At 64.7% G+C, this 24,720-nt stretch carries 22 protein-coding genes; 9 read left to right on the forward strand and 13 right to left on the reverse strand.

The genetic code is table 11. The features are described from left to right. Positions 1–90: 90 nt before the first annotated feature. Positions 91–990 carry a LysR family transcriptional regulator gene (locus P24_RS01535; RefSeq protein ID WP_008942924.1) on the reverse strand — a complete coding sequence of 300 codons (900 nt, stop codon included), beginning with the start codon at positions 988–990 and terminating at the stop codon, positions 91–93. Positions 991–1,106: 116 nt separating this feature from the next. Between P24_RS01535 and P24_RS01540 the strand changes: the two genes are divergently transcribed. After that, positions 1,107–1,742 (forward strand): glutathione S-transferase family protein, encoded by a 636-nt coding sequence (locus P24_RS01540; RefSeq protein ID WP_008942925.1) that lies wholly within the window; start codon positions 1,107–1,109, stop codon positions 1,740–1,742. 130 nt (positions 1,743–1,872) lie between these two features. Beyond that, a complete protein-coding gene (locus tag P24_RS01545; RefSeq protein WP_008942926.1) occupies positions 1,873–3,885 on the forward strand; it encodes a 2Fe-2S iron-sulfur cluster-binding protein in 2,013 nt (670 codons plus the stop codon). Between the two features lie 293 nt (positions 3,886–4,178). On the opposite strand, the gene P24_RS01550 is transcribed toward P24_RS01545, so the two are convergent. From P24_RS01550 to P24_RS01575, 6 genes are all read right to left on the reverse strand, one after another. Beyond that, positions 4,179–5,393 carry a Tm-1-like ATP-binding domain-containing protein gene (locus tag P24_RS01550; protein ID WP_008942927.1) on the reverse strand — a complete coding sequence of 405 codons (1,215 nt, stop codon included), beginning with the start codon at positions 5,391–5,393 and terminating at the stop codon, positions 4,179–4,181. A 6-nt stretch (positions 5,394–5,399) separates the two neighbouring features. Beyond that, the gene (locus tag P24_RS01555) at positions 5,400–5,846 is read right to left on the reverse strand and encodes an SRPBCC family protein (RefSeq protein WP_008942928.1); all 447 of its coding nucleotides are present in this window, start codon (positions 5,844–5,846) and stop codon (positions 5,400–5,402) included. Positions 5,847–5,871: 25 nt separating this feature from the next. After that, complete coding sequence (locus tag P24_RS01560) at positions 5,872–6,717, reverse strand: phosphoenolpyruvate hydrolase family protein (RefSeq protein WP_008942929.1); 846 nt, start codon at positions 6,715–6,717, stop codon at positions 5,872–5,874. Next, positions 6,704–7,699 carry a branched-chain amino acid ABC transporter permease gene (locus P24_RS01565; protein WP_008942930.1) on the reverse strand — a complete coding sequence of 332 codons (996 nt, stop codon included), beginning with the start codon at positions 7,697–7,699 and terminating at the stop codon, positions 6,704–6,706. Before P24_RS01565 ends, P24_RS01560 begins: the two co-directional genes overlap by 14 nt. Continuing rightward, positions 7,699–8,586 carry a branched-chain amino acid ABC transporter permease gene (locus P24_RS01570; protein WP_008942931.1) on the reverse strand — a complete coding sequence of 296 codons (888 nt, stop codon included), beginning with the start codon at positions 8,584–8,586 and terminating at the stop codon, positions 7,699–7,701. The genes P24_RS01565 and P24_RS01570 overlap by 1 nt, the downstream gene beginning before the upstream one ends. Positions 8,587–8,715: 129 nt before the next feature. Beyond that, a complete protein-coding gene (locus P24_RS01575; protein ID WP_202802337.1) occupies positions 8,716–9,924 on the reverse strand; it encodes an ABC transporter substrate-binding protein in 1,209 nt (402 codons plus the stop codon). A 72-nt stretch (positions 9,925–9,996) separates the two neighbouring features. Here P24_RS01575 and P24_RS01580 point away from each other — a divergent pair, with 72 nt between their 5' ends. After that, entirely contained in the window at positions 9,997–10,869 is an 873-nt protein-coding gene (locus tag P24_RS01580; RefSeq protein ID WP_083859449.1) for a helix-turn-helix transcriptional regulator, read from the forward strand. On the opposite strand, the gene P24_RS01585 is transcribed toward P24_RS01580, so the two are convergent. From P24_RS01585 to P24_RS01605, 5 genes are all read right to left on the reverse strand, one after another. After that, the gene (locus P24_RS01585) at positions 10,858–11,562 is read right to left on the reverse strand and encodes an ABC transporter ATP-binding protein (protein ID WP_008942934.1); all 705 of its coding nucleotides are present in this window, start codon (positions 11,560–11,562) and stop codon (positions 10,858–10,860) included. The two genes, P24_RS01580 and P24_RS01585, sit on opposite strands and share 12 nt — an antisense overlap. Further along, positions 11,555–12,310 (reverse strand): ABC transporter ATP-binding protein, encoded by a 756-nt coding sequence (locus P24_RS01590; protein WP_008942935.1) that lies wholly within the window; start codon positions 12,308–12,310, stop codon positions 11,555–11,557. The genes P24_RS01585 and P24_RS01590 overlap by 8 nt, the downstream gene beginning before the upstream one ends. A gap of 205 nt (positions 12,311–12,515) precedes the next feature. After that, positions 12,516–14,417, reverse strand: coding sequence for an FG-GAP-like repeat-containing protein (locus tag P24_RS19030; protein ID WP_008942936.1), 1,902 nt, complete (start codon positions 14,415–14,417; stop codon positions 12,516–12,518). A gap of 38 nt (positions 14,418–14,455) precedes the next feature. Next, on the reverse strand, positions 14,456–15,637 hold the full coding sequence (locus tag P24_RS01600; protein WP_008942937.1) for a calcium-binding protein: 1,182 nt from the start codon (positions 15,635–15,637) through the stop codon (positions 14,456–14,458). A 110-nt stretch (positions 15,638–15,747) separates the two neighbouring features. Beyond that, the gene (locus tag P24_RS01605) at positions 15,748–16,899 is read right to left on the reverse strand and encodes a helix-turn-helix transcriptional regulator (RefSeq protein ID WP_008942938.1); all 1,152 of its coding nucleotides are present in this window, start codon (positions 16,897–16,899) and stop codon (positions 15,748–15,750) included. Between the two features lie 245 nt (positions 16,900–17,144). Here P24_RS01605 and P24_RS01610 point away from each other — a divergent pair, with 245 nt between their 5' ends. Further along, positions 17,145–18,707, forward strand: a complete 1,563-nt coding sequence (locus tag P24_RS01610) for an ATP-binding response regulator (RefSeq protein WP_008942939.1) — start codon at positions 17,145–17,147, stop codon at positions 18,705–18,707. Here P24_RS01610 and P24_RS01615 read toward each other — a convergent pair. Beyond that, positions 18,704–19,339 carry a response regulator transcription factor gene (locus P24_RS01615; RefSeq protein WP_008942940.1) on the reverse strand — a complete coding sequence of 212 codons (636 nt, stop codon included), beginning with the start codon at positions 19,337–19,339 and terminating at the stop codon, positions 18,704–18,706. The genes P24_RS01610 and P24_RS01615 overlap by 4 nt on opposite strands. A gap of 218 nt (positions 19,340–19,557) precedes the next feature. Between P24_RS01615 and P24_RS01620 the strand changes: the two genes are divergently transcribed. From P24_RS01620 to P24_RS01640, 5 genes are all read left to right on the forward strand, one after another. After that, on the forward strand, positions 19,558–20,712 hold the full coding sequence (locus P24_RS01620) for an ABC transporter ATP-binding protein (protein ID WP_008942941.1): 1,155 nt from the start codon (positions 19,558–19,560) through the stop codon (positions 20,710–20,712). Beyond that, complete coding sequence (locus P24_RS01625) at positions 20,705–21,649, forward strand: carbohydrate ABC transporter permease (protein WP_008942942.1); 945 nt, start codon at positions 20,705–20,707, stop codon at positions 21,647–21,649. The genes P24_RS01620 and P24_RS01625 overlap by 8 nt, the downstream gene beginning before the upstream one ends. Further along, a complete protein-coding gene (locus P24_RS01630) occupies positions 21,646–22,491 on the forward strand; it encodes a carbohydrate ABC transporter permease (protein ID WP_008942943.1) in 846 nt (281 codons plus the stop codon). Before P24_RS01625 ends, P24_RS01630 begins: the two co-directional genes overlap by 4 nt. 27 nt (positions 22,492–22,518) lie before the next feature. After that, positions 22,519–23,790 (forward strand): ABC transporter substrate-binding protein, encoded by a 1,272-nt coding sequence (locus P24_RS01635; protein WP_008942944.1) that lies wholly within the window; start codon positions 22,519–22,521, stop codon positions 23,788–23,790. A gap of 64 nt (positions 23,791–23,854) precedes the next feature. After that, positions 23,855–24,700: a phosphodiesterase gene (locus P24_RS01640; protein ID WP_040706210.1), complete on the forward strand. Its 846-nt coding sequence runs from the start codon at positions 23,855–23,857 to the stop codon at positions 24,698–24,700. Positions 24,701–24,720: the final 20 nt, after the last annotated feature.

Here is a 24,720-nt window from a genome sequence, read left to right on the forward strand (position 1 = left end):
ACCGCCTGCTCACCGCTGACCTCATGGCCTGCCACCTTGCACCAGCCTTCCGGTGTTCTGACGAACTGACGCACCGTCCGGGCCAATAACTCAGCTCAGCCAATCCTCCGAACGCAGGCGCTCAACCATCATGCCGACGAATGCACGAACACGCGCGGCGGCATGACGGCCTTCGACATGCAGGACATGGACAGGCAGTGGGGGTGGCTCAAAATCCGCCAGGACAATTTCAAGCCGGCCAGCGCGCACTTCTGCTTCCACTTGATAGGCCAGCAGCCTGGCGACCCCGCGCCCGGCCACTGCCGCCGCAACGGCGACCTCGGCCGAGTTGACCGACAAACGTGACCGCGGCCGGACTGCCCTGCTGCGCCCGGATGAACGAAATGCCCAATGCCTTTGAGGAGCCGAAAAGGAGAAGTCAATTCCTTCCATACCCTCAAGATCGTTCGGCGCCCTGGGTACACCATGGCTTGCAAGGTACGACGGCGACGCACAGACGACCTGGCGCATCAGCCCGACCTGAGTCGCCACGAGTGAGGAATCCGGCAGGTGGCCAATGCGCACCGCCACATCCAGACCTTCCTCAACGAGGTCGGTTATCCTGTCCACAAACAGGGTACGAAGACTGATATCCGGGTGAAGTGCCAGAAAATCCAAGGCAATCGGAGCCACGAACAGCCGGCCAAACATTCCGGGCGCCGTCACCGCAACCTGCCCCTTGAGCCCTTTATGGGCACCGGAGGCAGACGCTTCCGCTTCGGCCAGCTCATCCAGAACGCGCCGCCCACCGGCAATGTAGCGTTCCCCCGACTCGGTCAGGCGAACAACCCGGGTGGTGCGCCGGAAAAGCCGAATTCCCAGATGTTCCTCAAGGGCCAGGACAGTTCGGGTAACCGCCGGCGGGGACATGCCAAGCCGTTTGGCGGCAGGCGCGAATCCCCCCTCTTCCGCCACCACAATAACAACCTCGATACCCTTGAGCCGGTCCATCTTATTATTCCAACTAATGGAATAGTATAATGCATAATTTTCATATTAACGACAATGAGGAAACAACCGATCTTAGGCGCAGATTTTTTAAAGCCTCACGCCAAAAGGAACCAGCAATGGGCACCGAAAAGTCCCCCGTGCGCCTCTATCGCCATCTGCTATCCGGCCATTGTCACCGGGTTGAACTCTTCCTCTCACTCCTTGGCGTTCCCTATCATCCAGTCGAGGTGGACTTTGCTCTTGGTGAGCACAAAGCACCGGAGTTTCTTGCCCTTAACCCGTTCGGACAGATCCCTGTGCTGGTGGACGGCGATGTGGTTCTGGCCGACAGCAATGCCATTCTCATTTACCTCGCGCTGACGCACGATCCCTCCCGCCGCTGGTATCCGGCTGATCCCAAATCCATGGCTTCGATCCAGCGCTGGCTTTCCGTGGCGGCGGGGCAGCTCGCCTATGGTCCCGCGGCCGCGCGTCTGGTCACGGTCTTCAAACTGCCGCTGGATGGGGACCGGGCAACAGCCATCGCCGGGCAGCTCTTCGCCCTTCTCGACGCGGAGCTGGACGCAAGATCGTTCCTCCTCGGAGATGAGGCCACAATCGCCGACGTGGCGCTTTACTCATATACCCGGCGCGCGCCTGAAGGCGGCATCGCCCTCAAGCCATATCCGCACATCCGCGCATGGCTTTCCCGCATCGAGGCGTTGCCGGGATTCGTGCCGATGCCCGAAGTGCCGGGCAAGTCGGTGGAATAGCGCCGCGACCGCCGGAGAAAACATGACCTCGACACTGCCGCCCCCCCCTCCGCTTCCGGGCTGGGATCGGGACACCTCGCCCTACCACGCAGGAGAACGCGCCGTTCAGTCCCGGGCCGGATCTCGCGAAATGGCCGAGCATATGGGCCGCAAGGTCATACGGAGCTTCATGCCCGACCAGCATCGGGCGTTTTTCGCGGCACTTCCCTTCGTCATTATCGGCAGCCTTGATCGCTCCGGCAGGCCCTGGGCCTCCCTCCTTGCTGGAGAGGAGGGCTTCATGACGTCGCCGAACCCACGCCAGCTGGTTATCGAAGGGCAGACGATACCCGGTGACCCTTTGCATGAGAATCTCAAGGCAGGCGCTCCAGTCGGCCTTCTTGGTATCCAGCCAGAAACACGGCGACGCAACCGCGCGAATGGTCTTATCGCCGAGGTGCATGAAGGGCGATTCGTCGTTGAGATCAGCCAGAGCTTCGGCAATTGCCCGCAATATATTCATGCCCGAACCGCGCAGCCTGTATCCGGCAAGGATAGAGCCTCCTCCAGCCAACTCATCCGCCGGGAAGGCTCATCCCTTTCGGCAGCGGCAGCCGAACTGGTTCGTGCAGCCGATACCTTCTTTATTGCCACCGCATCGCCAGGCGCGGGCGGGCTGGACCCGGTCGAAGGCGCTGATGTGAATCACCGAGGCGGCAAGGCCGGGTTCATCGATGTGCGTCAGGACGCCGGGGGCACGGTACTCGTGTCGCCGGACTTTGCTGGCAATTCCGCCTTCTCCACATTCGGCAACCTTGCCCTTAACCCCCGGGCCGGCCTGCTCTTTGTGGACTTTGCCAGCGGCAATCTGCTTCAGTTGACCGGCACGGCCGAGGTGCTTTGGGATACGCCCGAGAGCCGGCGCTTTCCGGGCGCGCAGCGGCTTCTTTCCTTCCGGGTCGAAGAAGGCGTATGGATACCGCAGGCAAGCCCGCTACGCTGGTCAGCCCCGGAACCGGCACCGCAGATCGCCGCAACCGGAACATGGGCCGATGTGGCGCACTCAAAGCAGGAGGATCGTGCAATCACCTTGTATCCGTTGCTGGTCACCCGTGTTCAGGATGAGAGTGCGTTCGTTCGCTCCTTTTATCTTTCCCAAGCGGACGGCGGAGTTCTCCCCCCGCATCTGCCAGGCCAGCACCTGCCCCTTACCGTGGAGCTTGCGGGGCAGTCACAGCCGTTCCGCCGCACCTACACCATTTCCAATGCGCCGAACGACCGGGAGTATCGAATAACCGTCAAGCGCCGCCTCGGCCCTGCGCTGGAGAACAGTGTCAGCAACTGGCTGCACGATCACATCCGAACAGGCGACATCCTCAACGCCTCGGCGCCAAGGGGACGTTTCGTTCTCGATCCTGACGGCAGCCGGCCAATCGTCCTTCTTTCCGCCGGCATCGGCGTGACACCGATGATCGCCATGCTTGACCACCTCACAGGCGGGGAGAGCGGGCGACCGCGCCAGCCCGACAGGCCGATTGTCTTTATTCACAGCGACCGGAACAGCGAGACCCAGCCCTTTGCCGGACACCTCCGCTTGCTCGCCAGACGCAATCCCAACCTGACCGTGCATGTGCGCTATTCGCAACCGCACCCTCAGGATCTGCTTGGTGATCACCATGACAGCACGGGGCACATCGACAAGGCGTTGCTCCGGTCCCTGTTGCCGCCGGGTCAGTCTGATATCTACCTGTGCGGCCCTGAGGGCTTCATGCAGGCGTCCTACGAGGCGCTGATAGAACTGGGCGCCGCTGATGAACACATCCATGCCGAGGCTTTCGGACCTGCCCGACTGCACCGCCAAACACAGGCGACAGAGGAGAAGGCAGGTTGCGCGCCCCAGATCACCGAAGCTGAGATTATCTTCCACCGGACGGGAATACGACGGGTCTGGTCGCCATCCCAGGGATCATTGCTGGACCTCGCCGAGGCAGCTGGCATTCAGCACCCATGGAGCTGTCGCTCCGGTGTATGCGGCACTTGTGCTGTGAGGCTCCGCGAAGGGGCCGTCACCTACCCTGACCGCGCGGCAACAAGCTCAGACGCGGAAGACGTCCTGGTCTGTTCCGCCATACCCGCCACCCGCAAACTTGACCTTGAGCTATGAACAGACGAAGAAACCGCCATATGGGACAAAGGATCGCAATCATCGGCGCTACCGGCTATATGGGGCCGAATATCAGTCGGAGGCCCTTGCAAAGGGGGCATGAGGCAACCGCCATCGTTCGCATTTTCCTGTTTCCATGGCGTTTCCACGGCTCCAGGCGGGCTCCAGACCCTAGACACGACAACGCCGCCAAGCTGTTGCCTTGGCGGCGTTTTATCTGGTTGCGGGGAGTGAAACCACCGCGAGTTACGGCGTGCCCTGAGCGAAAACACTGATCACGATGCAGCCGCATATCACATCAGGTCGCGCACATGCCGTTCCGCTGCCTCGGCGAAAGCCGGATCGTTTATGTGGTGCGGCAAGCGGACCAGAAGATGGTCCGCGCTTGCCACGAAATGCCGCTCGAACGCCGCGAACAGGGCGGCATCGGCGTCGGGATCGTGGAACTTCTGTCCCGGCGCATCGAGGGCCGAGACGCCGCCTTCCGGCAGAAGCAGGCGCACCGGGCCGGACGACGCATTCAGCTTGCCGCATATCCAGGCAGCGATTTGCTCCAGCTCTTCCGCAGTGGTGCGCATCAGCGTGACATTGGCATTGTGGGCGTGGAACAGCCGGCCGCGATAGCGTTCCGGGATGGTTTCCGGCGCCCAGAAATTCACCATGTCCAGCGCGCCGCAGGAACCGACCCAGGGGATGCCGGTGCGGGCAACCACGTCGAACCGCTCCGGCCCCGCCGTGCAGACCCCGCCCAGCAGATGGTCGGCCGCCTCCGTCGTGGTGAGGTCGACCATGCCGCGCAGCATGCCGGAGCCGGCGATGGCCTCCAGCGCCCGCCCGCCGGGGCCGTTGGCATGGAAGACCTGGCATTCATAGTCGCCCGACAGGCGCTCGGTCAGCTGCTGGATGCAGGGCGTGGTGACGCCGAACATGCTGAAACCCAGCGCCGGGCGGCTGTCCGCCGGTTGCGGCACCGGCCGCGTCATCATCCCGGTCAGCGCGTGGGCGGCGTTGGCCAGGATCACCCGCGACAGCCGGTTCAGTCCGGCAATGTCGGTGACCGGATACATCATGGCGATGTCATGCACCCCGACGAACGGCCCGACATCGCCGGCGGCCAGGGTGGAGACCATCAGCTTCGGCACGTCAATGGGCAGCGCCCGCAGGGCCGGCGCGATGATCGAGGTGCCGCCGGAACCGCCCAGGCCGATCATGCCGCCGATATCCTGCCTTGTGGCGACGAGGCCCAGCAGCGCTTCCGTCATTGCGGTGACCGCCGCCCCCCGGTCGCCCGCCGCGAACACGGCATCGGCCCCTTCGGGATGGCAGGCGGCGACAGCCTCGGCGCTGATATCGGCCTCGGCCGAAGCGGTCTTCGTGCCGACATCGATTGTGACCACGGAAAGCCCGGCCGCGCGCAGCAACCCGGCGACATAGAGCAGCTCCTCCGCCTTGGTATCGAAGGTGCCGACGACATAAGCCGTGCCGGGGGTCGTGCCGGTAGCTGCCATGACGGGCTATGCCTTGCGTCGGGAATTGGCGACCTTCACCGCCCCCTCGAAGGCGAAGCGGAACGTGTCGCTGACGGTCTGATGGACGCTGACCGCATCGGCCTCCGCCACATCATATTCGGCCCACCATTCGCCGAAGCATTTGTTGCCCTCGGTGATCGGCTTCAGGCGCATCTCCGCCACATAATTCTGCACCGGCAGCGTCGCCTCCAGGATGCGGTAGGCGCAGACATGCTCGCGGTCCGAGAGGGTCAGCAGCTCCTCGCGGATGTGCCCGCCCTCATGGGTGAAGAAATTGCGCACGCAGCCGACCTGGTCGGAGGGCTTGCCATCCTCGATCTCGCTCTTCGAGAAGAAGGGGTGATAGACCGGCAGCGCATTGAAGTCGCGCAGCACGCCCCAGGCCTCCTCAAGCGGAATATCCATCACGGCGCTGATATAGACCCGTGCCATTCTCCGTTTCCTCCCTTTGTATCCTTCAGGCCTTTTCCTTCAGGGAATTAAGGCCCTTGAAGGTCTTTATATGGTTCACGATGGCGGTCTCCACGGGCAGCCGCTCGACGCTGCTGGCGCCATAGAACCCGTTGCAATGCTGGCTGTTCTTCAGCACGAAATCGACATCCTCGGGCGAGGAGATCGGCCCGCCATGGGCGATGATGATGACATCCTTGCGCACCCGGCGCGCGGCCTCCGCCCACTCATCGATCAGCCGCACCGACTCCTCCAGCGTCTTGGAGGTGGTGGCGCCGATGCTGCCGCCGGTGGTCACGCCCATATGCGGCACGATGATGTCGGCTCCCGCCTTGGCCATCTCCACCGCCTCATCGGCGGAGAACACATAGGGCGTGGTCAGCAGGTCCAGCTCGTGCGCCTGGCGGATCATGTCGATCTCGCTGGCGAAGTTTATGCCGGTCTCCTCCAGGCTGACGCGGAAAGTGCCGTCGATGATGCCGACCGTCGGGAAGTTCTGCACGCCGGAGAAGCCCAGCTCCTTCAGCTCCTTCAGGAAGACCGGCATGATGATGAAGGGATCGGTGCCGTTCACCCCGGCGATCACCGGCGTGGTCTTGCAGACCGGCAGGATCTCGACCGCCATCTCCTTCACGATGTCGTTCGCATTGCCATAGGCCAGCAGCCCGGCAGAGGAGGCCCGCCCGGCCATGCGGTAACGGCCCGAATTATAGACGATGATGAGGTCGATGCCGCCGGCCTCCTCGCATTTCGCGGAAATGCCTGTGCCTGCCCCGCCGCCGACGATGGGCTCGCCCCGGCGGATCATGTCGCGGAAGCGGTCGAGGATGGATGCACGTTCAAATCTGGGCATTCGGTTCTTCCTTGAAGGTGGGGCGGGCCGCAGGGTGTTGGACCGAGGGGCGCCGGGACAGCAGATGGTTGATCTCGCCCAGGACCCCGCGACGGAAGACCAGGACACAGAGGATGAAGATGACGCCGATCACCACCGTGACCCAGGCGCCGAGCGCATCGAAATAGTGCCGCAGCAGGGAAATCAGCACCGCGCCTATGGCCGGGCCGAACACGGAGTTCATGCCGCCCAGCAGCGTCATCAGGATCACGTCGCCGGAGGTGTGCCAGTGCACATCGGTCAGCGAGGCCAGCCGGAAGGTCACGCATTTCAGCGACCCGGCCAGGCCCGACAGCCCGGCCGACAGGGCGAATACGAGGATCTTGTAGCGCTCCACCGCATAGCCCATGGAGCGGGCGCGCGGTTCATGCTCTCGGATCGCCCGCAGCACCTCGCCGAAGGGCGAGTTCACGATGCGGTTGACCAGCCACAGCCCGCCGGCGACGCAGGCCAGCACCAGGAAATAGAGCCGGGTATCGCTGGACAGGTCGATGATCCCGAACAGGTGACCGCGCGGTATCGGCTGCATGCCGTCCTCGGCCCCGGTGAAGGGCGTCTGCAGGAAGATGAAATAGACCATCTGCGCCAGCGCCAGGGTGATCATCGCCAGATAGATGCCCTGCCGGCGGATGGCCAGCGCACCAATGGCGGCGCCCAGGATCGTCGAGAACAGCATGCCGGCCAGGATCGCCAGCTCCGTGCTCAGCCCCATCTCGCGCAGGGCATAGCCGGTGATATAGGCCGACCCGCCGAAGAAGGCGGCATGACCGAAGGAAACGATGCCGGCATGGCCGAGCAGCAGGTTGAAAGCACAGGCGAACAGCGCGAAGCACATCATCTTCATCAGGAAGATCGGATAGATGATGTGCGGAAAAAACGGCGCCGCCGCCAGCAGCGCCAGCAGGAGCAGCAGGAAACCGCGCTTCAGGGCGGGCGACAGCATCAGTTTTCCTCCCGCCCGAACAGGCCCGCCGGACGCAGCAGCAGCACCAGCGCCATCACCAGGAAGACCACGGTGGTGGACGCCTCGGAATAATAGACCTTGGCCAGCCCCTCGATGACGCCCAGGCCGAGGCCGGTCACCGCCGAGCCGAGAACGGAGCCGAGCCCGCCAATCACCACGATAGCGAAGACGATGATGACAAGGTCGGAGCCCATGGACGGGTTCACATGCTGGATCGGCGCCGCCAGCACGCCGGCGAAACCGGCCAGCGCCACCCCGGCACCATAGGTCAGGGTCAGCAGGATCGGCACATTGATGCCAAAGGCCTGGGTCAGTTCCGGCCGTTCCGTTGCGGCGCGCAGATAAGCACCCATCCGTGTCTTCTCGATGACGATCCAGGTGCCGGCGCAGACGATCACCGCCATCAGGATGACGAAGGCCCGATAGACCGGCAGGATCATGAAGCCCAGATCGAACACGCCGCGCAGCGCGGCCGGGGTCGGGAAAGGATGGCCCGACGAGCCCATCGCCACGCGGAAGCCGCCTTCCAGGATCAGCACCAGGCCAAAGGTGAGAAACAGGCCATAAAGCTGGTCCAGCTTGTAGATTCGCCGCAGGGCAAAGCGCTCGAACAGAATGCCGAACAGGCCGACCGCCAGCGGGGCCAGGATCATCGCCGGCCAGTAGCCGATGCCGAAATGACGGCCGATCAGGAAGGCCACGAACGCGCCCAGCATGAAGAAGGCGCCATGCGCGAAATTCACGATGCGCAGCAGCCCGAAGATGACCGCCAGCCCCAGACTCAGCACCGCATAGAAGGCACCATTGACGAGGCCGAGCATGATCTGCCCCAGCAGGGCCTGATGCGGAATACCGAAAATATCCATCTTCCAGACGGTCTCCGTCCGACGGTCACGTCCCGGTCATCCGAAGGCCGGCCATGACACCGGCCGGCCTTGCGGTTGATCGACAAAGAGACCCGGACCGGTGGAAAGTCCGGCCCGGGTACAGGGAGGTCACTTCTTGACCAGGTCGCACTTGCTCTGCGAAAGCGGCTGGAAGGCCTGCTCCGCCGGAATGGTGGAGACCTGCTTCAGATAGTCCCAGGGGCCCTTGGATTCGCCCGGGGTCTTCACCTGCCAGAGATACATGTCATGGACGAAGCGGCCATCGACGCGCACCTTGCCTTCCTTGGTGAACATGTCACTGACCGTCATCTCGCGCATCTTCTTCGACACCGCATCCGCATCGTCGGTGCCGGCTGCCTTCACGGCGTTCAGATACATCATGGTCGAGGAATAATCGGCGGCCTGCGCCATGTTCGGCATCTTGCCGACCCGCTCGTTGAAGCGCTTGGCGAAGGCACGGGTCTCATCATTCATGTCCCAGTACCAGGCATTGGTCAGCAGCAGCCCCTGAGCGGCGGGAAGGCCCAGCGCATGGACATCCTCGATCCACAGCAGCAGGGCGGCCAGCTTCTGGTTCTTGGTCGCGCCGAATTCGGCGGCGGCGCGGATCGCGTTCACCGCGTCGGCACCGGTGGAGGCAACGCCAATGATCTCCGCCTTCGAGGCCTGGGCCTGCAGGATGTAAGAGGAGAAGTCGGTCGTTGCCAACGGATGGCGCGCGGCACCCGCCACGCGGCCGCCATTGGCGCGCACCACGCTGGAAACCTGCTCTTCCAGGCCGATGCCGAAGGCGAAATCGACCGTCAGGAAGAACCAGGTCTTGCCGCCCTGCTCCACCACTGCCTTGCCGGTGCCATGCGCCAGCGAATAGGCGTCATAGGCATAGTGGATGGCATAGGGCGAGCACAGCTCGTTGGTGATGCCCATGTTGGAGGCGCCATTGACGATGATGTGGCGCTTCTTCTCCTTGGCCACCGCCGCGACCGCGCGGGCCACGCCGGAATTGGCAAGGTCATTGATCAGATCCACGCCGCCGGTGTCGAACCATTCGCGCGCCTTGGCCGCGCCGACGTCGGCCTTGTTCAGGTGATCGGCGAAGACCACGTCGATCTTCTTGCCCAGGACGGTGCCGCCGAAATCCTCGGCCGCCATCTTCACCGCCTCGACCGCGCCCTTGCCGGACAGGTCGCTGTAGATGCCCGACATGTCCGCCAGAACGCCGATGCGTACCACATCGTCGGAAACCTGGGCCGATGCCGCACCGGCGCCGAACGCCAGCATGGACGCAGCCGCCATCAATCGAAGACTATTCCGCATGTTTTCCTCCCAGTGTTAGCGTTTGCTCTTATTATTATTTTCCACCTTACCGGCAGAACAGAGCGCCAATCCATGGCTGGTTCACACAGCGATCTATCTGAAACACACATCGTCGGCGACGACACACGCCAGCTTATCGTGCGCGCGCAGGACTGTAACGCCTTGGCGACCCGACAGATTTCCCATGTCGGTGTCGGCGATGCTGCGCCGCCATATCGCATCGTCAGAACCCATCTCAGCGGCACCTATGTCCATGCCACCCTGGGCGGCGAGGGACGGATGCTGCTGGATGGCCGCTGGCGGCCGCACCGCGCCGGCATGGTATCGCTGGCGCCTGCCCATGTGCTGCATGCCTTCCACGCCATCCCCTCGCGGCGCTGGCAATATTGCTGGGTCCGCTACATGCCGCACTCGCCGCGCTCCGCCATCGGCTTCATCGCCCCGGTGATGGCCCGCTTCGACGCGGAGCCGCTGCGGCATGCCATCCTGGGCCTGTACCGGGAAGTGGAAGCGGGCGGCGATACCGGCGCGGCCATGCTGTGGATCGATCTGATCGAGCATTACATCACCCGCTTCGCCGAACCGCTGCAGCGCGAGGATCGGCTGCGGTCGGTGTGGGAGCGTGTGCAGCAGGAGCTGGACAGGCCGTGGACGGCCGGCGACCTGGCCGGTCTGGCGAACATCAGCGGCGAGCATCTGCGCCGGCTGTGCCAGGCCAGCCTGGGGCGCAGCCCGATGCAGCAGCTGACATATCTGCGCATCCAGCATGCCGCGCACCAGCTGGCCACGACGCAGACCACGATCGAGGAGATCGCGCTGGGTGTCGGCTACAACAATCCCTTCGCCTTTTCCAACACCTTCAAGCGGATGACCGGCTTCCGGCCATCCCACTTCCGCAACCGCCGGCAATCTGACAGGGAGAGCGACCGGGAGTCAGACGCCTAGCAGCTCCACCACACGGTCGAAATTGGCCTCGATATCCGCATTGTTCAGCGCCTCGATGATACGCCCGCCTTCCATGACGTAATGCCGGTCGGCGACAGTCGCGGCAAAGCGGGCATTCTGCTCCACCATCAGGATGGTGAAGCCTTCCGATTTCAGCCGCCGGATGATGTCGCCAATCTGCTGCACGACCACGGGCGCCAGCCCCTCGGTCGGCTCGTCGAGCAGCAGCAGGCGCGCGCCGGTGCGCAGGATGCGGCCGATCGCCAGCATCTGCTGTTCGCCGCCGGACAGTTTCATGCCCGGGCTCTTCAGCCGCTCGCGCAGGTTGGGAAAAAGCGTCAGCGTGGCATCGGTGCTCATGCCACCGGCGCGGACGACGGGCGGCAGCTCCAGATTTTCCGCCACGGTCAGCGAGGCATAGATGCCGCGATCCTCCGGACAGAAGGCGATGCCCAGCCGGGCGATCTGGTGCGAGGCGAGGCCGATGGTCTCGGTCTCCTCGAAACGGATCGAGCCGGCGCGCCGGGGAACCATGCCCATGATCGATTTCAGCGTGGTGGATTTGCCCGCCCCGTTGCGGCCCAGCAGCGTGACCACCTCGCCGCTGCGCACCGTGATGTCCACCCCGTGCAGCACATGGCTCTGGCCGTACCAGGCCTGAAGGCCGCGGGTTTCGAGAAGAACCTCATGCATGGCCCGCACTCCCGATATAGGCCTCAATGACGCGCGGATCCTTCGACACGGTGGCATAGTCGCCTTCGGCTAGGACCTCGCCGCGCATCAGCACGGTGATGCGGTCGCACAGATTGGCGACGACCCCCAGATTATGCTCCACCAGCAGTACCGTGCGCCCCTGCGCCGCAGTGCGAATCAGATTGGTGATGCGCCCGATATCCTCATGTCCCATGCCGGCCATCGGCTCGTCCAGCAGCATGATCTCCGGGTCCAGCGCCAGGGTGGTGGCCAGTTCCAGCGCGCGCTTGCGCCCGTAGGACAGCGCTTCGGCAGTGACGTCGGCCACATCTTCCAGCCCGACAGCCTCGACCAGCTCCAGCGCGCGCGGCTCGAGATCGCGCAGCACGCCCTTGCTGCGCCAGAAGTCGAAGGAACCGCCGCGCCGTCGCTGCACGGCGAGCCGCACATTCTCCAGCACGGTGAGCTGCGGGAACACCGCCGAGATCTGGAAGGAGCGGACCATGCCGAGCCGCGCCACCGCATCCGGCGACAGGCCGGTGATGTCGCGCCCGTTCAGCCGGATCTCGCCGGCGCTGGGCTTCAGGAACTTGGTCAGCAGGTTGAAACAGGTCGTCTTGCCCGCACCGTTCGGCCCGATCAGGGCATGGATCGTGCCCCGCTCCAGGGACAGGGACACGTCGGAAACGGCTGTGAATCCGCTGAACTGCTTGGTCAGGCCCTCGGCCTGCAGGATGTAATCCGCCACGCTTTCCTCCCGTTGCAGCGCCTTCTCATGGAGGCGCCTTTAATCGATCTTTAGAGGCATGACGGTCTTTCTGTCATTCTTTTTTTGGAAGAGCATCCAGCAGGCAAACAAAATGGCGGACGGCTTATCCCCACGGCGGATTCAGCATTAAGTCATTGATAAAAATGACTACAACAAAACCCACCGCCGGTCATCTGGCGCAGGATCACACGCCCAGATCCGCGGCGGTGCCGACATCCGAGGTGGCGAGGCTGCTCACCCCCTGCACGGTGATTGTGGCCCCGGCGATGGTGAACTGCACACCGCCGGAAACCGTCGTCTGGCCGGCCAGCGTCGTTGCAATCTCCGCGTCGGTCACGCCCTGCAGGGCGATCCTGTCGATGCCGGCCTCGAAATCGGTCACGGTCGGCTGCAGGTTGGCGTTCGGGAAACGCGCATCATGGCCGCGCAGCACGAACACATCCGCCCCCGCCCCGCCGGTCAGCGTATCGGCCCCAAGGCCGGAATAGATCGTGTCATTGCCGGCCCCGCCATCGATGACATCCAGCCCCTTGCCGCCGCGCAGCTCGTCATTGCCGGCGCCGCCGAAGATAGTGTCGCCCTGGTTGCCGCCATTGGCGATGTTGTTGCCGGTGGTCAGGCGCAGATCGATCCTGTCGAAGCCATCGCCGGCGAAGATGGTGTCATTGCCATTGCCGGCGAGGATGGTGTCGTTGCCGGCCCCGCCCGTGATCGACTCGACGCCATCGGTCCCGACATGGCGCTGACCCGGCCCTGAAAGCGCGCCCAGCCGCACCACGCCATATTCATGGCCATAGGCGGTGCCGACCATGCCATAGGGTAGCCAGTAATCCTGCACGCCATAGACGACATCCTGGATGCCGTCGCCATTCACATCGGCGAAGACGAATTTCTGGTTGGCCGGGAAGAGATCGCCGTCGATCTGGGTGAACCCGCCGAAACCGTCATTCAGGAACCAGAGCGTGCGCTGCGCGGTCCAGTCCTCGGTCCAGCGGGTCATGACGATATCCAGCGACCCGTCGCCATTGATATCGACGATCTGGAAATCCGGGTTACCGTTCATGACAGGCAGCAGTCCGCCATTCTCCTGCCCCGGTATCAGATGCGAGACATCGGTATAGCCGTTTGCCCCGTCATTGCGCAGATACTGGAAATAAGTACCCTTCACCGCGCCATTGGCCGTCCAATAGACCAGCAGATCCAGCAGCCCGTCCTTGTTGAAATCGGCGGCCTGGCTGTATTCCGGCGCATCGGTGGGCAGCACGAGCGTCGGGTAGGCCGGACGCAGGCTCTCGTCGAACACCAGCTCGAAATTGGCGTTGCCGTCATTCAGCATATAGCCGAAGCCGGCCAGCTGCTGCCCGCCGCCACGCAGATAGATGTCGCCCAGCCAGACATCCGCCACGCCATCGCCATTCATGTCGAACAGGTCGGGGTGATAGCCGCTTTCGATCGTCGTGAAGTCGGCGGAGAAGCCGGGCGAACCAGGCTCGCTCCAGCGATAGGGTTCGGAGAAATTGCCGGCCCCGTCATTCAGCAGCAGATAGCTGACATGGAACTCGTCGTCGCCGAGATTGTTGATGTAGAGGTCGATATCGCCATCGCCATCGAAATCGGCCGCCACCGAGCCATGGCTGAAATCGGTGATCTGCGGCAGTGTCGCCGTATTGTCGGTATAGCTGCCCTGACCATTCGAGAGGAACAGCTTGTTCTGCTCGCCGGGAAAGGGTGAATAGGCCTCCGTGCCGGTGTTGTTCAGGAAGATGTCGTCAATGCCGTCGCCGTTGAAATCGGCAAGGATGATGTTGCGCAGCAGCACCGCCGAGGCGGTTTCCGGCAACACCGAGGTGCTGATATCGACCAGCCCCTGCCCGTCGAAAGACAGGACCAGCATCTTGCGTTCGATGGTGCGTGAATTGCCCTCCTCATGCAGCGAGCTGGGGCCGACCAGCACCTCGTCGCGCCCGTCGCCATTGATGTCGATGGGGACGGCGCGGTCCCAGCCCCAGCCCCAGTCCGAGAATTTGATTCCCAGCAGGTCGTTCATGTAGATCGGGTCGTTGTAGGAGATCGGTCCCAGCGACATGGCGGTTCCTCCCAGTTTTTCGGATTATACGGTTGCCGTCAGACGCCGAGGAAATCGTCGGTCCTGACATCCGAGGTGGAGAGGCTGCTGACCCCCTGCACGGTGATGGTGGTGCCGTCGATGGTGAACTGCACGCCGCCCGAGACCTGCGTCTGGTTGGCCAGCGCAGCGGCGATCTGGGCATCGCTCACGCCCTGCATCGCGATCCTGTCGCTGCCAGCCTGAAAGTCTGTAACAGTGGGGGCGAGCAGTGCATCCGGGAAACGGGCATCGAAACCGCGCAGCACAAAGATGTCTGCCCCGTCGCCGCCGGTCAGCGTGTCCCGCCCAAGGCCGGAATAGATCGTGTCGTCGCCGGCACCGCCGACGATGCTGTCCAGCCCCTTGCCGCCGCGCAGCTCGTCGCCGCCATCGCCGCCCAGGATGGTGTCGCCCTGATTGCCGCCATTCACCACATTGGCGGCGGTGGTGCCGCGCAGATCGACGAAATCCAGGCCGAACTCCATGCGGATGTTGTGGCCGCCGACCTCGGAATGGACGACATCGGGGCTGTCCGTGCCGGTGAAGGTTGAGGCTTCCTCCAGGATCACCGACTTGCCGAGGTCGCGGTCCTGATAGAGATGCGGCGCCCCGGCGAAGAACTGGATCACCTTGGCAAAGCCGGAATCGGTGGTGCCGTCGGGCAGGAATTCCTGCTCGATCAGCTTGTCCATGTTCAACACGCCGAGATAGGCGTTGATCGATTCGAGGGTCGAGACCTGTTCGGAGGTGAGGCTGCCCCGGATAACATCGCCGCTGCCGAGATGGACCGATTCGATGCGGTCGCCAGTGGCGATGGTCTGGTCGGTCGTCTCATTGTAGAACAGCAAGCCGCCGATCTGCTTCTGCGTGCCGGTGGCATAGTCGGTGATGGTGCCCGCCGTCCGCCACTCGCCGATCTCCCAGTCGGTGCCCAGCGTGATGTCCAGCAGGTTCAGCCGGTCGGTACCCGGCCCGCCAAAGACCACCACATCGCCATTGCCGTCGCGTACCGAGATCGTGTCGTTGCCGGTGCCGCCGACGACCACCTGCACGCCGCTGCCGCCATTGGCGGCGCTGATCGTGCCGGTCGTGGCCGTGGGATAGTTCGTCGAATTGCTGAACACACCCTGTGTGATGTGGGTGCCCAGTTCCGAAAAGATATCGGGATTCTTGGCTTTGAGATCGGACAATGTGGACATGCATGCTCCCTTCGTTCGCTGGCCTGACGCCGTTTGAGGTCATTAGGCCGGAAGGAAGGGAAACCCGTCCTCCCCCGGATGGGTGAGGCAGGGCGGAAATCGTCCCGTATCTATCCGAGGCGGGCAGAAAGGCGCTGCAGCAGGGCGATCAGCTCGGTCTGGCGTTTCGTATCCGTCTTGTGGAAGATCGACTTCAGATGCGTGCGCGCGGTCTCCCGGCCGATCTGCAGCCGCGCCGCCGCCTCCGCAAGGTCGAGTCCCTCGGCCAGCCGTGCCGCCAGCACGGCCTCCCGCTGAGTCAGGCCGAAGGCGCGGATCAGCGTGGTTTCCCGCGGCACCGGGCTTTTGTCGAGGTCGGCCAGCACCAGCAGCGCCTTGCCGAACAGGAAGGGCGCGCGCGCCGCCGCCGGAATCGGCAGCACATCGACCAGGATGGGCCGGCGCAGCGGACGGGGAATGGCCACCGCCCCTTCCTCCTGCGGACCGTCGCGTAGGGTGCGACCGATCAGGCTCTGCAAGATCGCGTTGCTGTCGGCATCGCGGCCCAGCAGCCGGTTGCCGGCAATTGTCAGCCCGTCGCCCAGCATGGCTTCGGCCTGGGCATTCACCGCGATCACCCGGCCGCGCGCATTCACCAGGATGCCGCCGCAATCCAGCGCTTCCAGCGTGCTGAGGCCGCCCCTGGCGGTCGCCGTCGCCAGCCGCTCGGCCATGGTCAGCGCCCGCGACAGATGGCCCGTCAGCGCCTGGAACAGCCGCCGGTCGGTCTCGTCGAACGGGTTCTGGTCAGGCCGCCGGGACAGCGAGACGACATAATGCTGGTCGAAGGATTTGAAGGTGATGCCGGCCCACCAGAGCATGCCGTGGCGCTGGTAGAAATCCTGATATAGCGGCTCACGCGCATGATCCTCCGGCGTGACGATGTCCTGTTCCAGCACCACCGGCCGGCCGGCATCGACCAGCGGCCAGCCACGCTCCGCCCGCAGGTCGCGGCGGTACCATTCCTCGGCGACGAAGGCCTTGAGGAAATCCTCCATCTCCACGGTGCAGGGCAGCAGCAGCGTGTTCTCGGCGGCGATGCGCGGCACGGTGACCGCCGAATGCGCGCCAACGGCACGGCAGAGGCTTTCCAGCCCCTCCTGCCACAAGGCGGTGTCGAAACCGGCCTCGTAGAGCTTGCTGATCGCCGCATTTACCGGCTCGGGCAGTTCGGTCGTTATGGCCGTCCCCCTTGGTTTGGTTAACGTCCATTTTTCCTGCATGAGGACGAGCAATCAAGCGATAGCGGTTCTCAATCGGCGCGCCTTATCCCTGAAGGCGGCACCGCAGGCCGTTTCCGGAGGGGGTGTTTTGCGCACCGGTTTCTGCTGCATACCCGTCCCTTCGACCGGACGGGCATATTCAATCACTGTTCTTTGCGCCGAGACCAAAATTCACGAAACCGAAATAATCTGCAGTCTGTCGCATCCTAGACTGGTCGCCTTATCGACAGCACCGGGGCGATGCGATGCGGGCGCGCGGCGAGGAAACGCTTTCGGCTGAAAGCCAGCCAGACACCCCGTCAGGCAACCCTCAGGACGCCAGCCTCATCGATGCCATCGAGAGCGCGTCCGAGGCCTTCGTCATCTGGGATGCGGAAGACCGCATGCTGTTCTGCAACTCCCGCTACAAGAGCTTCTTCGCCGAGCCGGAGAAGGTGCGGCCCGGCGTGCGTTTCGATGCGCTGGTGGAGATGAACATTGCCTATACCAGCGTCGCCGAGATCAGCCTGCTCCCCGCCGGCTGGGACCCCGACCAGTATCGCCGCGCGCGGATGAGCTGCCACAACCTGGCGCGCGACACCTTCATCCAGCTGCGCGACGGGCGCTGGCTGCAATCCTGCGAGCGGCGCACCCGCGAGGGCGGCATTGTCGGCGTCTATACCGACATCACCGAGCGCAAGCGCGCCGAGGAGGCGCTGGACGCCGCCAAGCGCGCGGCGGAGGAGGCAAACCTCGCCAAGTCGCGCTTCCTGGCCGCCGCCAGCCACGATCTGCGCCAGCCACTGCACGCTGTCGGCATCCTGGTCTCGGCCCTTTCGGCCCGGCTGGAAGACGACCGCCAGAAGGAGATCACGGCACAGATCGGCGAATGCCTGGAAACCGTCTCCGGCCTGTTCGATGCGCTGCTCGACATCTCCAAGCTGGATGCCGGGGTGGTGACGCCGGCCATAGCCCCCGTGCCGCTGGCCCCCCTTATGAAAGCGCTGCGCCGGGAATTCGCCCCGCTGGCCCAGCGCAAGGGTGTCGACCTTACCGTGCTCGACAGCCGGCTTGCGGTGCGCAGCGACCCGGCGATGCTGGGGCGCATCCTGCGCAACTTCCTGTCCAACGCGATCAAATATACCGAGACCGGCCGCGTGCTGGTCGGCGTGCGCCGCCGCGAGGGCGGGCTGCGCATCGATGTCATCGACACCGGGACAGGCTTCGACCCGGCGGAGGCCGAGTCGGTATTCCGCGAGTTTCACCGGCTGGAAGGCACGGCGGCGCAGCAGGGCATCGGGCTGGGCCTCTCCATTGCCGACCGGCTGGCACGGCTGCTCGGCCACCGGCTGGAGGTGGCGACGCGGCCCGGCTTCGGTTCCCGCTTCTCGCTCTCCGCCGAGGCTGCCGAGGCGCCGGCGGTATCGACCGCTGCGCCCCTGGCGCCGAACCGTTTGCTGGCCGGGCGCCGGCTGTTGCTGATCGATGACGACCCGGAAATCCGCCGCGCCGCACTGCTGCTGTTCGAGGCCTGGAGCTGCAAGGCTGTCGCCGCCGCCGGGCTGGACGAGGTGCCGGCAGCGCTGGAGCGATTAGAGGGCCTGCCCGAGGCGCTGATTGTCGATTACCACCTGAAACGCGGCCGCACCGGCGACTGGGTGGCCGCCCGCATCGCCGAGAGGCTGGGGGCACCGATCCCGACCGTCATGGTGACCGGAGAGACGGCGCCAGAGCTGCTGCAGAAGGTGCAGGGGCTGGGTTTTCCGGTACTGCACAAGCCGCTGCAGCCGATGCGGCTGCGCGCCGTCCTGCAGCATCTATTGGGCTAGTCTTTCCGGTAACGCCGGGCCAGCACGGCGGCCTCGATGCGTGAGGCCAAGCCCAGCCGGCGCAGAATCTGCGAGACCTGGTTCTTCACCGTCTGCTCGGCCAGCCCCAGCCGGTCGCCGATGGCGCGGTTGGACAGCCCCTCGCCCAGCAGCATCAGAATGTCGGCCTGCCGCTCCGTAAGGCCAAGCTTCACCGGGTCCAACTCCGGCAGGCCGGGCTCCGGCTCTTCCTCGCGGTCGATCAGCGAGGGCGGTACATAGACGCCGCCCGCCAGCACCAGCCGCAGCGCGCCGGCCATCACCTCCGTCCGGGTCGATTTCGGCAGGTAGCCTGCCGCCCCCGCCGCCAGCGCGCGGCGAATCAGCGCCGGCGTCTCGTCCGCCGACACCACGACAACGGCAACCGCCGGGAAGTGCCGGCGCAGCAGCTCCAGCCCTTCCAGGCCGCGCGCGCCGGGGATGACAAGGTCCAGCAGCACCAGCCCGACCTCCGGGTCGCGGGTCAGGCAATCGACCACCTGCGGCAGGGTCTCGACCTCCAGCACCTCCATCTCCGGCGCGCAGCCTTCCAGCATCTCGCGCAGGCCGCGGCGGATCAGGGCGTGATCGTCGGCGATCAGGGCCTTCGGCATCGCATATCACCGTATGGCGGAACCGGTACGGTACGAAAGTACCAAGCCTCTCGCACCCGCACAATCGCCGATCCGGGCGGGCTTCGGACGGTGTGGACGGATCATCCGTCCCGTCATCCGGTACCTCTTGTTGCCCAATATTCAAGCCACGGTCAAAAAACGATCCGCATAAGCCGCCTAGGGTCCACCTGTCTTCCGCACAACGGACAGGGTTCCCGATGGCTGGTATCGAGATTGACGGCATCACCAAGAATTTCGGCCGTACCGAGGTGCTGCGCCGGGTCGATCTGGACATCAGGCCGGGCGAGTTCATGACGCTGGTCGGCCCGTCGGGCTGCGGCAAATCCACGCTGCTGCGCATCGTCGCCGGGCTGGAGATGCAGTCCAGCGGCTCCGTGCGCATCGCCGATACGGCGGTGGACGGACTGCGCCCCCGCGACCGCGACCTCGCCATGGTGTTCCAGTCCTACGCGCTCTACCCGCATCTGACGGTGGCGGAGAACATCGCCGTGCCGCTGCGCATGCGCCAGCTGAAGGGCCATCAGCGCTGGCCGCTGGTGGGCCGGCTGATGCCGGGCACCGGATCGCTGGAAAGCGCCATCGCGGCGGAGGTGCAGAGCGTCGCCGCCATGCTGGATATCGGCCATCTGCTGGAGCGCAAGCCGGGGCAGCTGTCGGGTGGGCAGCGCCAGCGTGTGGCGCTGGGCCGCGCCATGGTGCGCCATCCCAAGGCCTTCCTGATGGACGAGCCGCTGTCGAACCTGGACGCCAAGCTGCGCGTCCATATGCGCGCCGAGATCGCGCAGCTGCATCGCCGGCTGGGCACCACCTTCATCTATGTCACGCACGACCAGGCCGAGGCGATGACCATGTCGGACCGCATCGCCGTGATGATGGATGGCGCGGTGCTGCAGGTGGCCGCGCCGGAGACCGTCTATAACGACCCGAAGGACATCCGCGTCGCGGAATTCATCGGCAGCCCTAAGATCAACGTGCTGCCCGCAACGGTAACCACGGACGGCGCGCTGTCGGTCACCGACCGCACGATCCGGCTGGCGCCCGCCGCCCGCACCGGCGACCTGGTCCGGCTGGCCTTCCGCCCGGAGCATGCCGTGCTGGCCGCACCGGACCGCGCAGCCCTGCTGGGCCGGGTAGCGCATCTGGAAAATCTGGGCTCCGACCTGCTGGTCCATGTGCTGGCCGGCGAGGAGGAGCATCCGCTGGTGGTGCGCAGCGAGCCCGGGATCCCCCGCCCCCGGATCGGCGAGATTGTGGGCATCGACCTTGCCGACCGGCTGCCGATGCTGTTCGGGCAGGACGGCAAGCGCATCGATGTGGCGGCGATGGCCGCGCGGGAGACGGCGCATGGCTGATCAGACGCTTGACCGGCCAATGCTGCTGCCACGGGCCGTCCCGGTCGGGATCAGCCGCTGGGTCCGGCTGCGCCAGGCGATGGCCGCCTATGCGCTGTGCACGCCGGCCGTCGTGCTGATGATCGCCCTGCTGGTCGGGCCGATCCTGGCGGTGCTGGCGCTCTCGCTGACCGATTATCAGCTCGGCGCGAAGAGCCTCGCCTTCATCGGCTTCGAGAATTACGCCGAGATGTTCGCCGAGCGGGTGTTCTGGATCTCGCTCGCCAACACGCTGCTCTATGTCGCCATCGTGGTGCCCGGCTCCGTCCTGCTCGGCCTCGGTGTCGCCCTGCTGATCGAGGCGGGCGATGGCGGCAAGGCCTTCTACCGCGCGGTCTTCTTCCTGCCGGTGATGGCGACACTGATCGCCATGGCCATCGTCTGGGAATTCATGCTGCACCCGCAGTTCGGGCTGGTGAATTTGCTGCTGAAGCAGGTCGGCATCGCGCCGCAGAACTGGCTGACCGACGGTGACCTCGCACTCTACGTGCTGGCCGCCATCGGCATCTGGCAGGCGGTCGGCTTCAACATGGTACTGTTCCTGGCCGGCATCGTCTCGATCCCGCGCTTCCTCTATGACGCGGCGGAGATGGATGGCGTGCCCGGCGCCTGGGAGCGCTTCCGCTTGGTCACCTGGCCGATGCTGGGACCGGTGACGCTGTTCGTGGTGGTCATCACCTCGATCCGCTCCTTCCAGGTGTTCGACACCGTGCATGTGCTGACCAAGGGCGGGCCGAACAAGGCGACCGAGGTGCTGCTCTACACCATGTACGCGGAAGGGTTTGAGTTCTTCCGCTCCGGCTATGCCGCCGCGGTCACCGTGATCTTCCTGGTCTTCGTGCTGCTGCTGACGCTGGTGAAGATCCGCTTCCTGGACAAGAAGGTGCATTACCAATGAGCACGGCACGCTCCCCCCGCGCCTCGCTCGGCTTCGCCGTGCTGCGCCATGTCCTGCTGCTGGGGGCCGCCGCCTTCATGCTGGCGCCCTTCGTGTGGATGCTCTCGACCTCGCTGAAGCCGCAGACCGAGATCTTCCTCGACCATATCCGCCTGTGGCCGGAACAGCTGGCAGTGGTCGAGAACTACACCGCCGCCTTCACCAAGGCGCCGCTGCTGCGCTTCCTGATGAACGGCGCCATCGTCACCATCTCGATCTTCGCGCTGCAGGTACTGGTGGCGCTGCCCTGCGCCTATGCGCTGGCGAAGCTGCGCTTCCGCGGCAAGGAGGCGCTGTTCGCGGTGGTGCTGCTGTGCCTGCTGATCCCGCCGCACGCGATCTCGGTGCCACTGTTCCTGCTGTTCTACCAGATCGGCATCCTGAACAGCTATGCGGCGCTGGTGGTGCCCTTCACCATCTCGGTGTTCGGCATCTTCCTGATGCGCCAGTTCTTCCTGACCGTGCCGGACGATCTGATCGATGCCGCGCGGATGGACGGCATCTCGGAGTTCGGCATCGTCTGGCGCGTCATGCTGCCGACCGCCATCCCGGCGCTGACCGCCTTCGGCATCTTCTCCGTGGTCGCCCACTGGAACGATTATTTCTGGCCGCTCATTGCCATCAACAGCGAGCATCTGCTGACGCCGCCGCTCGGCGTCGCCGCCTTCCGCAACCAGGAGGCCGGCACCGATTTCGGCCCGCTGATGGCCGCGGCCACCATCGTCATCGCCCCTCTCGTGATCGCCTTCCTGATGGCCCAGCGCCGGTTCATCGAGGGCATCGCGCTGACGGGCATGAAGTAGTCCCACCCCCTGAAAGGAGTAATGCTCATGCTGAAGAAGCTTCTTGCCGGCGTCGCCGTCGCCGGTGTCATGGCCGCCGGTGCGGCCAGCGCCGCGACCGAAATCGTCGTGCAGTATCCCTATGGCGAGCTGTTCAACGAGACCCACAAGCAGATCGCGGCGGAATTCGCCAAGAAGAACCCGGACATCAAGGTCACCTTCCGCACCGCCTACGATTCCTATGAGGAAGGCACCCAGAAGATCCTGCGCGAGGCGGTGACCAACCAGCTGCCGGACGTCACCTTCCAGGGGCTGAACCGGGTGCGCATCCTGGTGGACCGCGACATCGCCGTGCCGATGGACGATTTCATCAAGGCCGAGAAGGACTTCGAGAAGGAAGGCTTCCACCAGGCGATGTTCGATATCGGCACCCAGAACGGCAAGGTCTATGCCCTGCCCTTCGCCATCTCGCTGCCGATCACCTACTGGAACCTCGACCTGGTGAAGCAGGCCGGCGGCGACCCCGCCAACCTGCCGACCACCTGGGACGGCGTCATCGCGCTGGCCAAGAAGATCGACGCGCTGGGCCCGGACATCAACGGCATCACCTATGTCTGGGACATCACCGGTAACTGGCTGTGGCAGGCACCGGTGTTCGCCCAGGGCGGCACCATGCTGAATGCCGACGAGACCAAGGTTGCCTTCGACGGCCCGGAAGGCCAGTTCGCCATGAAGACACTGGCCCGCTTCGTGACCGAGGCGAACATGCCGAACCTGTCGCAGCCTGACGCCCGCGCCACCTTCGCCGCCGGCAAGACCGGCGTGCACATCACCTCTACCTCCGACCTTGCCAAGACCACCAGCATGATCGGCGGCAAGTTCGAGCTTAAGACCCATGTGTTCCCGGATGTGAAGCCGGGCAGCGGCCGCCTGCCGGCCGGCGGCAACGTCGCCATGATCGTCTCCACCGACAAGGCGAAGCAGAAGGCCGCCTGGGAGTTCATCAAGTTCGCCACCGGCCCGCTGGGCGCGGCCATCATGGCGAAGACCACCGGCTACATGCCGCCGAACAAGGTCGCCAACGATGTGTATCTGAAGGATTTCTACGTCCAGAATCCGAACAACTACACCGCCGTGAAGCAGCTACCGATCCTCACCAAATGGTACGCCTTCCCGGGTGAGAACGGCCTGAAGATCACCGACGTGATCAAGGACCACATGAACTCCATCGTCACCCGCAGCCGCGCCAACGAGCCGGAAAAGGTGCTGGAGGACATGACCCGCGACGTCCAGAAGCTGCTGCCAAAGAAGGCCAGCTAACCCTTCGTCTCGACCTGCCGGGGCCGGCCGCGAGGCCGGCCCCGCTTTGCTGAAAGCCCCGAAGATGAAACTGATCCACCTGACCGATACCCACCTGGTGCGCGCGGGCGAGCTGCTCTACGGTCTCGACCCGAAGGCACGGCTGGATGCCTGCATCGCCGACATCAACCGCAACCATGGCGATGCCGACCTTGCCGTCATCACCGGCGACCTGACACATTTCGGCGACCGCGAAGCCTTCCAGGCGCTGCGCCAGTCGCTGGACGCGCTGACCGTGCCGGTGCAGCTGATCGTCGGCAACCACGATACCAACGACGGTTTCCGCGAATTCTTCCCCGACGTGCCGGTGGACGAGACCGGCGCCGTGCAGAGCGCGCGCGATACCGGGGCCGGGCGTCTGATCTTCCTGGACACCACAAAGACCGGAACCCATGCCGGCTGGTATGACGAGGTCCGGCTGGACTGGCTGGAGGCGCGCATCGCGGAGAGCGGCGATGCGCCCATCTTCCTGTTCATGCACCACCCGCCGCTGCTGCTGGGCGTGCCGGCGATGGACCGTATCGGGCTGATGCAGCGCGACCTGTTCAACGCGCGGATGACGCCCTACCTGCCGCGCATCCGGCACGTCTTCTTCGGCCATGTGCACCGGCCGGTCTCCGGCTCCTGGCGCGGCGTGCCGTTCTCCACCCTGCGCGCCATGAGCCACCAGGTCTGGCTGGATTTCAGCGAGGAGACCGAGGGCGTGCCCGGTAGTCACGAACCGCCGGCCTACGCCATCGTGCTGATCGAGCCGGAGCAGGTGGTCATCCATTTCCACGACTTCCTGGATGACAGCCGGAAATTCAACCTGCGCGACGTGGAATACGGCTTCTGGGACGAGCAGGAACGCCGCCTGTCTGCCGCGGAATAAGAAAGGGGCGGGTCATTGCC

This window comes from Oceanibaculum indicum P24 (assembly GCF_000299935.1).
Taxonomy (GTDB): domain Bacteria; phylum Pseudomonadota; class Alphaproteobacteria; order Oceanibaculales; family Oceanibaculaceae; genus Oceanibaculum; species Oceanibaculum indicum.

What these genes read in the sequence shown, in the direction of transcription:
- P24_RS01635 (WP_008942944.1), top strand. Translation starts at nt 22,519, where the DNA reads ATGCTGAAGAAGCTTCTTGCCGGCGTCGCCGTCGCCGGTGTCATGGCC.
- P24_RS01620 (WP_008942941.1), top strand. Translation starts at nt 19,558, where the DNA reads ATGGCTGGTATCGAGATTGACGGCATCACCAAGAATTTCGGCCGTACC.
- P24_RS01545 (WP_008942926.1), top strand. Translation starts at nt 1,873, where the DNA reads ATGGCCGAGCATATGGGCCGCAAGGTCATACGGAGCTTCATGCCCGAC.
- P24_RS01570 (WP_008942931.1), bottom strand. Translation starts at nt 8,586, where the DNA reads ATGGATATTTTCGGTATTCCGCATCAGGCCCTGCTGGGGCAGATCATG.
- P24_RS01610 (WP_008942939.1), top strand. Translation starts at nt 17,145, where the DNA reads ATGCGGGCGCGCGGCGAGGAAACGCTTTCGGCTGAAAGCCAGCCAGAC.
- P24_RS01580 (WP_083859449.1), top strand. Translation starts at nt 9,997, where the DNA reads ATGGCTGGTTCACACAGCGATCTATCTGAAACACACATCGTCGGCGAC.
- P24_RS01575 (WP_202802337.1), bottom strand. Translation starts at nt 9,924, where the DNA reads ATGCGGAATAGTCTTCGATTGATGGCGGCTGCGTCCATGCTGGCGTTC.
- P24_RS01565 (WP_008942930.1), bottom strand. Translation starts at nt 7,699, where the DNA reads ATGCTGTCGCCCGCCCTGAAGCGCGGTTTCCTGCTGCTCCTGCTGGCG.
- P24_RS01560 (WP_008942929.1), bottom strand. Translation starts at nt 6,717, where the DNA reads ATGCCCAGATTTGAACGTGCATCCATCCTCGACCGCTTCCGCGACATG.
- P24_RS01550 (WP_008942927.1), bottom strand. Translation starts at nt 5,393, where the DNA reads ATGGCAGCTACCGGCACGACCCCCGGCACGGCTTATGTCGTCGGCACC.
- P24_RS19030 (WP_008942936.1), bottom strand. Translation starts at nt 14,417, where the DNA reads ATGTCGCTGGGACCGATCTCCTACAACGACCCGATCTACATGAACGAC.
- P24_RS01615 (WP_008942940.1), bottom strand. Translation starts at nt 19,339, where the DNA reads ATGCCGAAGGCCCTGATCGCCGACGATCACGCCCTGATCCGCCGCGGC.
- P24_RS01555 (WP_008942928.1), bottom strand. Translation starts at nt 5,846, where the DNA reads ATGGCACGGGTCTATATCAGCGCCGTGATGGATATTCCGCTTGAGGAG.
- P24_RS01630 (WP_008942943.1), top strand. Translation starts at nt 21,646, where the DNA reads ATGAGCACGGCACGCTCCCCCCGCGCCTCGCTCGGCTTCGCCGTGCTG.
- P24_RS01600 (WP_008942937.1), bottom strand. Translation starts at nt 15,637, where the DNA reads ATGTCCACATTGTCCGATCTCAAAGCCAAGAATCCCGATATCTTTTCG.
- P24_RS01625 (WP_008942942.1), top strand. Translation starts at nt 20,705, where the DNA reads ATGGCTGATCAGACGCTTGACCGGCCAATGCTGCTGCCACGGGCCGTC.
- P24_RS01535 (WP_008942924.1), bottom strand. Translation starts at nt 990, where the DNA reads ATGGACCGGCTCAAGGGTATCGAGGTTGTTATTGTGGTGGCGGAAGAG.
- P24_RS01640 (WP_040706210.1), top strand. Translation starts at nt 23,855, where the DNA reads ATGAAACTGATCCACCTGACCGATACCCACCTGGTGCGCGCGGGCGAG.
- P24_RS01540 (WP_008942925.1), top strand. Translation starts at nt 1,107, where the DNA reads ATGGGCACCGAAAAGTCCCCCGTGCGCCTCTATCGCCATCTGCTATCC.
- P24_RS01585 (WP_008942934.1), bottom strand. Translation starts at nt 11,562, where the DNA reads ATGCATGAGGTTCTTCTCGAAACCCGCGGCCTTCAGGCCTGGTACGGC.
- P24_RS01605 (WP_008942938.1), bottom strand. Translation starts at nt 16,899, where the DNA reads ATGCAGGAAAAATGGACGTTAACCAAACCAAGGGGGACGGCCATAACG.